The following is a 14438-nucleotide window of genomic DNA, read 5'->3' on the forward strand; positions in this document are numbered from 1 at the left end:
CCTCTTTATTAGTTTCGTAAATATTATATCATAGAAAGGAGAAATAAGTATGTTTTTTTACGAATTGTTTGTAAGATCTTTTTATGATTCAAATAATGACGGAATAGGTGATATAAAAGGAATCACTAAAAAACTTGATTATTTAAAAAAGTTAGGTGTAGAAGGAATTTGGTTGTTGCCTATTATGCAATCGTCTGCATTTCATGGATATACTGTAATTGACTTCTATTCAATTAATCCGTCATATGGCACATTGGAAGATTTTAAAGAATTGGTGAAAGAAGCACATAAAAAAGATATTAAAATAGTTTTAGATATTCCAATAAATCATACGTCTGTTAAGTGTGAGTGGTTCCAAAAAGCTATAAATGGAGATGAAAGATATAAAAATTATTATATTTGGGCAAATGAAAAAACAGATTTAAACGAGAAAAGGCATTGGGATGATAGTAACATATGGTTTAAATATAGAGATAAGTATTTTTATGGATTATTTGGTTCATCCTCTCCAGACTTAAATTTTGAGAATAAAGAATTATGGAAAGAGATGAAAGCAGTTTTTAAATATTGGCTTGATTTAGGTGTGGATGGATTTAGATTGGATGCGGCTAAACATATTTTTGATTATGATATAAAAAATATGAAATTTAAATATCAACATGAAAAAAACATAAGATTTTGGAAAGAAATGGTAACATACATAAAAAATTTAAAACACGATGCAATTATCATCAGTGAAATCTGGGATTCTCCCGATATTGTAAAAAAATATCATGGTATTTTTGATGTGGAATTTAATTTTCCATTATCTTATTATATAAAGGATTCTCTTAAATATCATGATCCCAAAATATTGATTGAAGGAATAAAAGAAACATTAAGTCATTATATAACAGGGGATATTGAATCTATATCTGGTAATTTTTTTACAAATCATGATATGGAAAGGTTAATTTCAACATTATATGATAATTCTAATATGGCTAAGATGGCATTTAATATTCTATTTACGCTACCTGGTTATCCTTTTGTTTTTTATGGAGAAGAATTGGGTATGAGAGGAGAAATAATCGATGTAAATTATACAGAGGATTCTCAGGAACCGATGCAATGGTATGAGTCTGGTTTTGGTCCAGGGCAGACAGAATGGAAGGGTTGTAAATTTAATAAACCATATTCTTTTGTTTCGGTAGAAGAACAGGAAAAGGATAAAAATTCGTTGTTAATTCATGTCAAAAAGTTGACAGAATTTAGAAGTAAAAATAAATGGATTGAAAATGCATTAATATCTAATCTAAAAAATGATAGGTTTATAATAAAATATGAATTGAAAAATAATGAAAAAAACATATTAATTTATCATAATGTTAAACCACAAATAGTAAAAATAAACTTAGAAGTGTATAATTCATATAGTGTATTTGGTTCTGCAACTGTAAAAAACAATATAGCTTATTTAAATGGATACTCAACATTGATTTTGGAAAAATAAATTATGGAGGTGATACTTATAAAAAAGTATCTAATATTAGTTGTTGTTTTATTGACAGCTTTTGTATTTGGTGAAGTGAAAAATTATAATTTAACAAATGAAACGAATTTAAAACTATTTTTAGTGGATTTTATGAATCGTGAATACAAATTAACTACTGGAAAGGATTTAAAATCTGAAAGGAAAATATTACTGGCAGATGGTATTTTAATGGCATCAAAGGAATTTAATATTTCTCCAATACTTATTGCATCGATTATCGATATCGAAACAAGTTTTAGAAATGTTATAGGTAAGTATGGTGAAATAGGTTATATGCAGATTAGACCAGAAACAGCCAAATATATAATAGAAATGTATAAAGAAACATTTGAGAAATATAAATATTATAATCTGGATTTGAAATGGATTAAACAAAGATTATTATATGATCCAAAGTATAATATACTTGTTGGAACTGCATATCTTGATTATTTAAAAGAATTACATGGAGATATTACACATGCTATTAGCTGGTATAATGGTGGTGGAAATTCATATTATTTAGATAAAGTTGTATTTAAAATAGCTCAAATAACAATAGAATATCCAATAATCTAAAATATTCAAACGTAATCTAAAAGGAATCGCTATGCGATTCCTTTTAGATTTATATTATAAGCAAATTTATATATAAACCATTTTCACCTATTTTTGAAAGAAACGTTTTTCAACTATAATCACGTCTAGGGATATATTATGTTTTTTATGTTATAATTACAGAGTATTGAAGAGCACAAAAAATCCAAGTGTAATTTTGAAAGGAGGAGATATTATCGATAATTTATTAGCAAATGATTTAAAGGAAATAATAAATTACTCAGTTGAATCTGTTTTGCCTGAAAATGCTGTGAAAAATAATATAAAAAAGTTAAATATTGGAAATAAAATATTTTTAATCTCGATTGGAAAAGCAGCGTGGAGAATGGCAAAAGCGGCAAAAGAAGAATTGGGAAATAAAATAGAAAAAGGAATAGTTATAACAAAGTATAAGCATAGTATGGGAAATATTGACAATATAGAAATATACGAAGCGGGACATCCTATCCCAGATAATAATTCGATAAAAGCTACAAAAAGAGCTATAGAAATGATAAAAAATTTAGATAATAATTATGAAATATTATTTTTGATATCTGGTGGTGGATCAGCTTTGTTTGAACTTCCTGAAGAAAATATAAATCTTGAGGATATTCAAAAAATGACAGAAAAGTTATTAAAATCTGGAGCAAGTATAGTTGAAATCAATGCAATAAGAAAAAGGATGTCAATGGTAAAGGGAGGGAAATTTGCATCTTTGATATCACCAAAAAAAGTATATGCATTAGTGTTGTCAGATGTATTGGGAAATAAGATTGATAGCATAGCTTCTGGCCCCGCTTATATTGATGAAACAACTACAGAGGATATTTTTAAAATATTAAAAAAATACAATATAGTAGTAAATGATAAAATTAAAAAAGCCCTTATAAAAGAAACGCCGAAGAAAATAGACAATACAGAACATATTATAATTGGTAGTGTAAATGTAGCCTGTAATTCAGCAATAAAAAAAGCAAAAGATATAGGATACAATACTTTATTATTAACAACTACATTAAATTGCGAAGCTAAGGAAGCTGGGAAGCTTTTTGCATCAATAGCTAAAGAAATTATTGATTCAAATGAACCAGTAAAACCACCATGTGCGATTATCGCTGGCGGGGAAACAGTTGTAACTGTAAAAGGGAATGGATTAGGAGGAAGAAATCAAGAATTGTCGTATTCATTTGCTCTGGAAATAGAAGGAAAAAGAAATATTATATTTGCATCAATTGGAACAGATGGAACAGATGGTCCAACTGATGCCGCTGGCGGAATTGTTAACGGAAATACGATAAAGAAAATTAAAGAAAAAGGATTAGATCCTCTAATTTTTCTTGAAAATAATGATACATATAATGGGTTAAATGAAGCTAATTCATTGTTAAAACTTGGTCCAACAGGGACAAATGTAAATGATATAATGATTTTATTAATAAAATAAGCCTTGCTTTTGCAAGGCTTATTTATCTATTTTTTCTCCCATTTGAAATATATTCCAGCTAAAGGAGGTAAGGTTAAATTTATAGAATATTCTCTATTATGAAAAGGGATTTTTTCAGCATAAACTCCACCTTGATTTCCTACATTGCTTCCCCAGTAGATTTCAGAATCTGTATTTAGTATTTCTTTATAAAAACCATCTCTTGGAACACCTATGCGATAATTATATCTTATAACTGGAGTGAAATTGAATATGGCAAGTATCATTTCTTCATGATTTTTTCCTTTTCTTATAAAGGAAATGACACTATTTTCTTTGTCGTTATAATCTATCCATTCGAATCCATCTGGTGAATGGTCTAATTCATATAATGCTAGATTATTTTGATATAAGTTATTTAAATCGGTTACTAATTGAAGTAATTTTTTATGTGAATCAAATTCCAATAAATTCCAATCTAAAGATTTTTTGCAATTCCATTCATTAAATTGTCCGATATCATTTCCCATAAATAATAATTTTTTCCCTGGATGGGCAAACATATAAGAATAAAACAGTCTTAAATTAGCAAATTTTTGCCAGTAATCGCCAGGCATTTTATTTATCATAGAACCTTTTTCATGGACTACCTCGTCATGTGATAATACAAGAATGTAATTTTCTGCATAAGCATATACCATGGAAAAAGTAAGATCATTATGATGGTATTTTCTATATAAAGGGTCCTTACTTATATATCTTAAAGAATCGTTCATCCATCCCATATTCCATTTCATTGAAAAACCAAGACCACTAAAATCAACGGGTTTTGTTACTCCGGGCCATGCTGTGGATTCTTCGGCTATAGTTAAAATTCCCGGGAAATATTGATGTGTAATAGTATTGAAATATTTTATGAATTCTATTGCTTCAAGATTTTCTCTTCCACCATATCTGTTAGGAACCCATTCGCCATCTTTCCTGCTAAAATCTAAATATAGCATTGAAGCAACAGCATCAACTCTTAAACCATCAATATGAAATTTATCCAGCCAGTATAATGCATTTGAAATTAAAAAGTTTTTTACTTCATTTCTGCCATAATTAAAAATATATGTTCCCCAATCAGGGTGTTCCCCAAGTCTTGGATCCATATGTTCATAAAGTGCTGTTCCATCAAATTTTCCGAGTCCGTGAATATCTTTTGGAAAATGCCCGGGAACCCAATCAAGAATAACTCCTATATTATTTTGATGCATATAATCTATAAAATACATAAAATCTTCAGGTTTTCCATGTCTGCTGGTAGGAGAAAAATATCCAGTTACCTGATATCCCCATGATTCATCTAAAGGGTGTTCTAAAACAGGTAAAATTTCAATATGAGTATAATTATGCTTTTTAACATATTCTGCTAATTCATGTGCTAATTCTCTATAATTTAGAAAATCATCTTCATTTTTCTTTTTCCATGACCCAAGATGTACTTCATATATAGAAATAGGTTGTTCAAACCAATTTGTTTTTCTTCGTCTTTCCAACCAGGCTTTATCTTTCCATTCATGCTTTTTGTGAAAATCATAAACGATAGAAGCATTTTTTGGTCTCATTTCAGTATAAAAAGCATAAGGGTCTGATTTTAAAAGTATATTATTGTCTTTTGTCTTTATTTCAAATTTATATATATCCCCTTCCTGAACTAAAGGGATAAATATTTCCCATACGCCGGATGATCCCAGGACTCTCATCTGATGAACTCTACCATCCCAATTATTGAAATTGCCAACCACACTAACTCTTTTAGCATTTGGGGCCCATACGGCAAAATAAGTACCTTTTGTCCCGTCAATTTTCATAGGATGAGCACCCAGTTTTTCATAAATTTTGTGATTATTTCCTTCATTAAAAAGATATAAATCATAGTCTGAAATAATTGGTAAGAAACTGTATGGATCTCTTGAACGCCATACATTATCATTATTATCCTTATATTCAAATTCATATTTGAAAAAAGTTTTTCTTTTTAAAACCTTTTCAAATAACCCATCAGGATGAATCTTTTCCATTTTGTATCTTCTTTTAGTTTTTGTATTTAGGTTTATTATTTCAATTGATTTAGCAAAAGGATGAAAAGTTCTAATAACCATTTCCTTTTCATTTAATTTGTGTATTCCCAATATTGAAAATGGATCGTGATGTTCAGCATTTACTATTTTTAATATTTCTTCATTTAACATTGTTCCCATGTCATAACCACCCCCGCCTTATTTTTGTATAAAAAAAGGAGATTTTTAAACTTTATCGCTTTTATTTAATTATAACACAAAATTTTTATCTGTCAAGAGGAATAAAAAAGGTAGAAGTTTAAATTATTCTCAAATTAAAAATGGTTCTTTCTAAAAATACTTGAAAAATTTTATTGAAACATTTATTATAATTTTGGTTTGATTAAAATAATTTGTTATTAATTGGTTTTATCAAGTGAAATTAGACAGAATATTAAAAAGCAGAAGCATTAGCTTCTGCTTTTTAAGTAATCCTTTAATTTTTTAATATCTTCTGAATTTAATTTTTTTATATCTCCAGGATTTTTAACCTCGCTAATATTCCATGGACCAAATTTAATTCTTTTTAATTTAATTACATTATATCCCAGAGCTTTAAACATTAATCTAATTTGCCTTTTTTTACCTTCATGTATGCTTAAAGTTATTTCTGAATATTTACCTTTTTTTTGAACCTTTTCAATAGTTGCTGGTTGAGTTTTATAGCCACCTTCAATTAAAATTCCATTTTCTAGAATTTTTAAATCCTTTTCTTTTATGTGTTTGTTTATTAAAACTTTATATGTTTTATAAATTTTTCTTTTTGGATGAAGAAGTAAGTTAGCAAGGTCTCCATCATTTGTGAGTAACATTAATCCAGAGGTATTATAATCCAATCTTCCTACATGAAAAACCTTTTCTTTAATTTTATTTTTTATTAAATCGGTTATTGTTTTTCTTCCTCTATCATCCTTCAATGCTGATAAATATCCAACTGGTTTATGAATTAAATAATAAACATAATTTTCCGCTTCTTCAATTTTATCTTTGACATGAATTTTTTTGTTATTTATTTCAATAATATCCTCTTCTACAACTTTGAACCATGGTTCTCGTATTATTTCACCATTTACTTTAACTTTTCCAGATATAATTAAATTTCCAATTTCTCTTCTTGAGCCTTCACCTATTTTTTGAAGAAACGTTTGAAGTTTTATCAATTTTAGCACCTCTTAATTTATTTATAGTTTTTTCTGGTAATAATTCAAAAAACATTTCAGAAAGAGCGTATAAATATCTATTTTTCGCATTTTCTTTTCTTTTTTTTATAATTAATCCCATTTCTAAAAGCTTTTTTATTTGATGATATGATGATTTTCCTCTTGATTTTTCTATTTCTGTAGTTGAGGAAGGACCATTTAACAATAATATTGCCAATATTTCAAATTGTGATTCAGTAAGAGAAAAAACTCTTGGTTTTGGATTCAATATACTTTTTATTTCATTTTTTATTGTAAATCTATATTTACCCTCAAAATTTTCTAATTCTATACCATGTATTTCGGAATTATAATGTTCCCATATATCAATAAGTATAGAATTAATTTTTTCTTCTGGTTCATTTAATTTTTCAGATATTTCCTTTGAACTAAATCCAGAAGGTTTTGAAAAAAGCATTGCTTCAATTATTGGTATAAGGTGTTTATTTTTCATTTACAGACACCTCTTCTGTATTTTTTATAAATTCATAATTATCCGTTATATAATGTAATCCATTTCTAACCAGCATTAAAGAGGCAAGAAAATATACAATAAATCGTAAGCGTTCATGATTTGCGATTACATATAGTTCCTTTATTGTGAATCTATCTTTGTTTTTTAACTCTTCTACGGCTTCTTCAACAGTAAAACTCTCTTTTAATATTTCCAATTTTTGTTGTATTTGTAGATAATCATACATATATAATTCCAATTGTTTATGGATTTTATCTTTATCAAAACGTGAAGTTTTGATTTTTACTGATTTTTTCGTTGTATTTTTTCCAAAATCTTTTTGTAAAATTTGCATAGTTTCTTTTATTTTTTCATAATCTTCAATTATATTGTATAAAGTATTTCTTTCTCGTGTGAATTCTTTGTTTTCATCAGAACGTGGAAGTAGTTCTTTTGATTTTAATAAAGTAAGATAAGATGCTATTCTCAGAAATTCGCCGATATCATCAAGATTATCATAATTTTTTTCAATATATTCATTGAATATACTGGCTATTTTTGATACAGATAATAATCTTACAGGGATTTTTTTATCTTTAATCAGTTGAACAAGCGTTTCAAAAGGACCTGAAAATATATCTAATTCAATGTTTAAATCGGAAAACATTTAAATCACCACCTGAGATTCATAGCCTCCCGCACTTCGGCAAGCGTTTTTTGGGCAATATTTGAAGCTTTTTTATTTCCTTCATGTATAACGTTTAAAACATCTTTATCTGATATTTTACTATATTTTTCCCATATAGGTTTTAATCTTTCTTCCATATTTTTTAGTAGTAATTTTTTACATTGAACACAACCAATATCGGCGGTTTTACAACCATTTGCTACCCAATTTAATTCTTGATTTTTATGCGTAAAAGCTTTATGATAATCCCATACTGGACATTTTTCTGGATTTCCAGGATCAGTTCTTCTCATTCTCGCTGGATCTGTCATCATTGGCATAATTTTCTTTTTTAAACTTTCTGAATTTTCATCTATCATTATAATATTCCCATAACTTTTTGACATTTTCCTTCCATCTGTTCCAGGAAGTTTAGGAATCCTTGTAACAAGTGGTTTTGGTTCCGGGAATATTTCTTTGTATAGATTATTAAATCGTCTTGCAATTTCACGGCTTAATTCAATGTGATATACCTGGTCTTCGCCTACAGGGACACCAGTTGCTTTATAAATCAGAATATCTGCAGTTTGTAATACAGGATAAGTTAAAAATCCTGCAGTTGAAAGATCTCTGTTTTCTAAATTTTCTTTTAAATCTTTGTATGTAGGAATTCTTTCCAATCTACTTACAGAAACTAACATATTAAATAATAAATATAGTTCAGCATGTTCTTTAATTGCAGATTGAACAAAAATAACAGACTTTTCTGGATCTATACCTGCAGCTAAATATCCTCTAACTATATCAAGTGTTGATTGATATATAATGTGACTCTCTTCTTTATGAGTAGTTAAAGCGTGCCAGTCAGCAACGAAAAAGAATGTTTCATTACCCTCATCCTGTAATTTTTTCCAATCTTCCAAAACTAACACATGTCCAAGATGCAATTTTCCAGTTGCACGCATACCACTTAATATTCTCATACAACTCCTCCTTTTTCATGAATACTCCTTTAATTTTACCACATTTTGTGGTATTATATAATAAGAAAATATAAAAATTCAAGGAGGAATTTAAATGGCGGAAGGACAACAAAAGAGGAACTCATCTAATTTTATTATTTTTGCTTTAATATTTATAGTTGGTATAGGTATTTTTAATTATTTTATGGCTAAAAATGCAAGGATAGATTTTGATATAATTAACAATGATAATTATTATTACATTCAGGATAATGGAAATGTTATTATGTTATCAAAAGTAACGGTTCAGGCTAAAGATGAAAAATCATATAATAAGTTATTAGAAAGTTATAAAAAACCAGATTCTGAAAAAAGAAAGGTATATGAAGATTTCATTTCTAATTTGACCAAAAAAACTGGAAGAATGTTTGAATTAATCAGTGTTCAATCAACAGTATCGGTTAGTGATGGTTATAAAATTAATGTTATAGAAAAATCTGAAATTAAAGGATTTATTCAAAAAAAAGGTAATAATGAATATGAATTTTCTTTAGATGATCAGAAAATAAATTTAAATAGTGCAACATTATATATATATAAACCGGAAAATTGGGATTTTATCAAAGTTATACCAAATCCAACAGAAATTACGGAAAATTACTTATTATGGAAAAATACAGGTGAAATAGAATTTCCTGAAGTGACATTAGAAAGGAAGTAAATATGGTAACATTAATAATTTTTATTTGGTTAATAATTTTATCAGTCGTTTCTTTGATAAATTTATCGTTAATAATATCGTTATGGAGAAAATTTAATAATTTTTCTATTTCGATTGATTCATCAATTGAAGATCAATCCAATACTTTATTGGCAAGGTTTCAAAAAATAACTTCTTCGAGGTTACGAGCACTTGATAATAAAATAGAAATATTGGATCAGTTGATAAAAGATGCAGATGAAGCTTATATGAAATCATTTTCCATGCTTACAGATCTGGAAAAAAAGAATGATGAATTGATGAGAGTTAAAACTGTAGAAAGAATAAAAAAGGAAAAATCACATTTTTCGAGTTTGGATTCTAAAAAAGTAGAAATGCCAGATATTGAAGATAAAAAAAGAGTCAACAATGAATATTATAATCTTCAAAATACATTTAGAGAATCTTATACAGCACAAACAGATCAAATAGAAGAAAATATTGGAAACCGACAAAATGAAGAAATGTTGATAAAACAATTAGCCAAGAATAAGGAATTGAAAGAAAACTCATTAAAAGATAAAATTATAGAATATTATAATAGGGGAATGAGTATAAATGAAATAGCCAAAATGTTGGATAAAGGTTCTGGAGAGGTAAAATTAATAATAGATTTATACAATAGAAATACGTTGTAATAAAAAGAAATAAAAACAACAGACGTTTTGCGTCAGCACATAGTATTAATTATTTTAATAATAAAGTAAGAAATTATATATAAAGAATATAAAAAGAAATAAAAACAAGTGACGCTTGCGTCACTTGTTTTTAAAGGCTATAGTATAAATTTCTCTAATATCTTTTTCTTCTAATTTTTTTAATTTTCCCATAGGCGCCATTTGAACAGCATTTTTAACAAGTGTTTCAATATCCTCTTCTTTTGCACCTATCTCTTTTAATGATATTGGTTGGCCTATTTTTTTATACCATTCTTTTAATGCTTGAATACCTAAATTAGCATCTATAGCAGCATTTCCTGTGTCAATATTGAATATTTCATTAGCAAACCTATCAAATATTTCTAAGTTGTCATTTTTTACATATTCTAACCATGCAGGGAAAATAATTGCCAATCCTTCTCCATGGGCTATATCAAAAATAGCAGAGACAGAATGTTCAAGTGCATGACTTGCCCAATCACCACCTGATGAACCTGCATTTAAAAGACCATTTAATGCTAAAGTTGCACTCCAGGCAAGATTTGAACGAGCATTATAGTCTTTAGGATTTTCTAATAAAATTTCTGTGTTTTTTATTACAGTTCTAATAATTCCTTCTGCAATTTGATGTTGTATTTCTGTTCCAGAAGTTCCATCGAAATAATATTCCATAACATGACTAATTGCATCAACAGCACCATTAATAGTTTGTTTTTCTGGTAGGGAATATTGTGCTGTTGGATCTATAATGGATACTTTTGGATATAACTCTTTAGAATGAGTTGCCCATTTTTGTTTTGTCTCTTCCTTTGTTATAACTGAATTCCCGTTCATTTCAGAACCAGTAGCTGATAATGTTAAAACGCTAAATAAAGGCAAAGCTTTTTTTATGATATATTTCTTTGAATATGCATCCCATATATCACCATCATAATAAAAGCCACCAGCTATAGCTTTTGCAGAATCTATTACACTACCACCACCAACTGCAAGTATTCCATCAACATTGTGTTCTTTTGCGAATTTTATACCTTCATATACCTTAGATAATCTTGGATTAGGCTTTACTCCAGAAACTTCAATCCATTCAATATTATATTCTTTTAAAGAATTTATAACCTGATCATAAACACCGTTTCTTTTTATTGAGCCGCTTCCATAATGCAATAAAATTTTATTGAGACCAAATTTTTTAATTTCCTCGCCAATTTTGCTTATAGTATTTTCTCCAAAAATTATTTTTGTAGGATTATAAAAAACAAAATTTTTCATACAATCACCTCCATGTTTTATTCGTATAACTAATTATATTATATCACAAAATTTTATAATTTCTACATTTTTTGTAAGAAATAAAACGTTGGAGTTTGTAGAAATATAGCTGATAGTATTTACCTTTTTGATAGTCTAATCATTTAATATTATTCTAAAATCCCATTTTTTTTCTTCAAAAGGCTGAAAAGTGAGAATTTTTTGGTATTTTTTTGCAATTTCTAGAGAATCATAAAAACCATTAGATGGTTCTAAAGCACAATTAAATTGATTTTTGAAACCACCTTCATTTTTCCATATACCTAAATAGGGAATTTCGGGGAATTCTATAGTATATAATAATTTGTTGTTATTTAGAGTTAAACCAGCAGATGTAACTTTATCTATTAAATAGAATTTTTCAGTATTTTTAGAGCTTTTTGGTAAAAATTTATTTAATCTATAATTATTGTATTCAGGGTAAGAACATATGTTTTCCACGTTACCAAGAAATTTGCTTTTATGTACATTTATAACTTTTTTAACGTTTAATATTATTTCGCTATTTTCATCGATAGCGATTAAACCGTGAAATGTCCAAAATCCTCTAAATATATTATTAGATAAATTTTTTACAGAATAAGCCAAAAAAATTTTATTTTTTTCTAAGTGGATTGTTCGTTTGAAAATATAATTAAATTTGGGGCTTATTACTTCACAATGAATATTATTATTTTTTTTATAACAGTTCCATGGAATAGACCATAATTCTCCATGATCTGGTAAAATTTCGCCGAAATATTCTTCAAATGGATATTTCCCTTTATCTACGTTTGGAAACATTTCATCGATTCCTGAAGTATCATAATTTTCAAAAGGATCTCCGTATTTAGGTAATTTATATTCAGTAGTTCTAAATAAAACTTCAAAACTCTGTGGTTTATAAAAAATAGAAGCAATTTTAGCTCCTAAATCAGGAAATAGTTTCAAACTAATAAAATTGTTTTCTAAACAGATAATCCTCACGATATCATCTCCGAAATTGAATAAAAGCGATGCTTTACGCATCGCTTTTATTATTTTTTATTTGCTTTTGCTGCAATATTTAAAGACCATGCTAAACCACCAAATAATACAACTCCAGCAAAAATCATAAAGAATATAGCGCTTCCAGACATATTTTAGCCCCCTTATTCTTCTTCAATAGTAATTTTCGTTACTTTTTCACTATATTTATCATCTTTTGAAGGTAATTTTGAGAATATAAATGCTATTATTGGTACAATTAGGAAAATAATAAAGCCAACAGTTAGTGCCCATGATTCATAACCACCATATGGATTCTTAATTTCATCTGCTATATTTAACCCTAATATAGCAATTAATACAATAGGGATAATGTATTTTAAAGAAATATCAAACCATTTGCCAATTTTTATTTCAGATACTGAATTTATATATTCTCTCAGATTTTCTGCTCCTAATACCCAACCAATAATGATGGATTCTAAAATACCAACAACCAATAATGCGTATGTACCCATGAAATGATCTATAATATCTAACCAATACAAACCACCCTGAGTTGCAAATAAAAGACCAAAAATAAAGCCCAATATTGAGAATCCAATTAAAAATGATTTTTTATTAACTTTGAATTTATCTCCAGCAGCAGCTTCTATAGCTTCTACTAAAGAGAAGGCAGAATCAATTCCTAATGTTAATAACATTATGAAGAAAGCTAAACCTATAATCGATTGAACTATAACTCCACCGGGAATCAATGATATTGCCTGTGGATAAACAACAAATGCCAACCCAACTCCACCACTAACAACTTTGTCTACAGGTACGCTCATTTGTTGAGCCATATAACCTAAAACAGAGAATACAGCGATACCGGCTAAAAATGATGTAGCAGAATTACCAAGGGCAGTAATAATAGCATTATTTGCAACATCATTCTTTTTATCATTGTAACTTCCGTATGCTATCATAATACCAAATGCAACACTTAATGAGAAGAAAATTTGCCCAAAAGCATTAGCCCAAACTCTTGGATCGCCTAATTTTGAAAAGTTTGGTTCAAATAAGAAATTTAAACCTGTAGCTGCTCCTGGTAATGTAACGCCTCTAATTCCTAAAAGTAATAATAAAATTACTGGTAATGGAACTGTCCACATAACTGTTTTTCCAACAGATTCTGTACCTTTTCTTAATATTAAATATATCCATAACCATGAAATAAGAAGTCCGATAACAATAGGCCATCTCAATCCGCCGAGTTGCCCTGGGCCATCGGTTAATTTTAAGAAATCACCAAAGAAAAACCCCTTTGGATCATCTTTCCACGCAGTTCCTAATGAAAAATATAAATAGTTAAATATCCATGCCATAATTACATTATAATAAAAAGTAATTATAGCTCCAGTAATTACAGCCCACCAACCAATTGCTTCAGCACCTTTAGTTATTTTCCCTAAAGCCTTTGGAGCACTACTTTGAAGACCCTGACCTATTCCAAATTCAGCCATCAAAATTGGAATACCGGCTAAAAATAAAGCAACGAAATATGGAATATAAAAAGCTCCGCCACCATTTGAATAAGCCATATAAGGGAATCTCCATGCATTACCTAATCCAGCAGCTGACCCGATGGCAGCTAAAACAAACGCCCACCTTGAACCCCACTTTTGTCTTGCCACAAAACCACTCCTTCCATATTAAAATAAAAAAAATAATATTGCATTTATATATATTTTATTACTATTTATAGTTTTAAATAACAAAAAGCATGAAAAATATTTCATATATGTTAATCAATTATATAATACCATAATTTGAC

General features: G+C 28.1%; 14 protein-coding genes. 5 read left to right on the forward strand and 9 right to left on the reverse strand.

The window, feature by feature from the left end:
* Positions 1–49 precede the first annotated feature (49 nt).
* From X274_RS02530 to X274_RS02540, 3 genes are all read left to right on the forward strand, one after another.
* Positions 50–1492, forward strand: a complete 1443-nt coding sequence (locus X274_RS02530) for an alpha-amylase family glycosyl hydrolase (RefSeq protein ID WP_047265237.1) — start codon at positions 50–52, stop codon at positions 1490–1492.
* Between the two features lie 3 nt (positions 1493–1495).
* Positions 1496–2092 (forward strand): transglycosylase SLT domain-containing protein, encoded by a 597-nt coding sequence (locus X274_RS02535; protein WP_217683611.1) that lies wholly within the window; start codon positions 1496–1498, stop codon positions 2090–2092.
* 211 nt (positions 2093–2303) lie between these two features.
* Positions 2304–3557 carry a glycerate kinase type-2 family protein gene (locus tag X274_RS02540; protein ID WP_175419594.1) on the forward strand — a complete coding sequence of 418 codons (1254 nt, stop codon included), beginning with the start codon at positions 2304–2306 and terminating at the stop codon, positions 3555–3557.
* A gap of 26 nt (positions 3558–3583) precedes the next feature.
* On the opposite strand, the gene glgB is transcribed toward X274_RS02540, so the two are convergent.
* From glgB to trpS, 5 genes are all read right to left on the reverse strand, one after another.
* Complete coding sequence (gene glgB, locus X274_RS02545; protein ID WP_047265238.1) at positions 3584–5782, reverse strand: 1,4-alpha-glucan branching protein GlgB; 2199 nt, start codon at positions 5780–5782, stop codon at positions 3584–3586.
* A 269-nt stretch (positions 5783–6051) separates the two neighbouring features.
* Positions 6052–6810 carry a pseudouridine synthase gene (locus tag X274_RS02550; protein WP_231580370.1) on the reverse strand — a complete coding sequence of 253 codons (759 nt, stop codon included), beginning with the start codon at positions 6808–6810 and terminating at the stop codon, positions 6052–6054.
* A complete protein-coding gene (gene scpB / locus X274_RS02555) occupies positions 6764–7294 on the reverse strand; it encodes an SMC-Scp complex subunit ScpB (protein ID WP_047265240.1) in 531 nt (176 codons plus the stop codon). The genes X274_RS02550 and scpB overlap by 47 nt, the downstream gene beginning before the upstream one ends.
* Positions 7284–7961, reverse strand: coding sequence for a segregation and condensation protein A (locus tag X274_RS02560; RefSeq protein WP_047265241.1), 678 nt, complete (start codon positions 7959–7961; stop codon positions 7284–7286). The genes scpB and X274_RS02560 overlap by 11 nt, the downstream gene beginning before the upstream one ends.
* Before the next feature lie 5 nt (positions 7962–7966).
* Positions 7967–8944 (reverse strand): tryptophan--tRNA ligase, encoded by a 978-nt coding sequence (trpS, locus tag X274_RS02565; RefSeq protein ID WP_047265242.1) that lies wholly within the window; start codon positions 8942–8944, stop codon positions 7967–7969.
* Between the two features lie 94 nt (positions 8945–9038).
* Between trpS and X274_RS02570 the strand changes: the two genes are divergently transcribed.
* Both X274_RS02570 and X274_RS02575 read left to right on the forward strand, forming a co-directional pair.
* Complete coding sequence (locus X274_RS02570; protein WP_047265243.1) at positions 9039–9644, forward strand: DUF4897 domain-containing protein; 606 nt, start codon at positions 9039–9041, stop codon at positions 9642–9644.
* A 2-nt stretch (positions 9645–9646) separates the two neighbouring features.
* Entirely contained in the window at positions 9647–10321 is a 675-nt protein-coding gene (locus tag X274_RS02575) for a DUF6115 domain-containing protein (protein WP_047265244.1), read from the forward strand.
* A 120-nt stretch (positions 10322–10441) separates the two neighbouring features.
* On the opposite strand, the gene X274_RS02580 is transcribed toward X274_RS02575, so the two are convergent.
* From X274_RS02580 to X274_RS02590, 4 genes are all read right to left on the reverse strand, one after another.
* Complete coding sequence (locus X274_RS02580) at positions 10442–11614, reverse strand: iron-containing alcohol dehydrogenase (RefSeq protein WP_047265245.1); 1173 nt, start codon at positions 11612–11614, stop codon at positions 10442–10444.
* Positions 11615–11749: 135 nt separating this feature from the next.
* Positions 11750–12619: a hypothetical protein gene (locus X274_RS02585; RefSeq protein WP_047265246.1), complete on the reverse strand. Its 870-nt coding sequence runs from the start codon at positions 12617–12619 to the stop codon at positions 11750–11752.
* 50 nt (positions 12620–12669) lie between these two features.
* A complete protein-coding gene (locus X274_RS11930; RefSeq protein ID WP_156166120.1) occupies positions 12670–12771 on the reverse strand; it encodes a MetS family NSS transporter small subunit in 102 nt (33 codons plus the stop codon).
* A gap of 12 nt (positions 12772–12783) precedes the next feature.
* Complete coding sequence (locus tag X274_RS02590) at positions 12784–14298, reverse strand: sodium-dependent transporter (RefSeq protein WP_047265247.1); 1515 nt, start codon at positions 14296–14298, stop codon at positions 12784–12786.
* Between the last annotated feature and the right edge of the window lie 140 nt (positions 14299–14438).

The organism is Marinitoga sp. 1155, assembly GCF_001021175.1.
Taxonomy (GTDB): domain Bacteria; phylum Thermotogota; class Thermotogae; order Petrotogales; family Petrotogaceae; genus Marinitoga.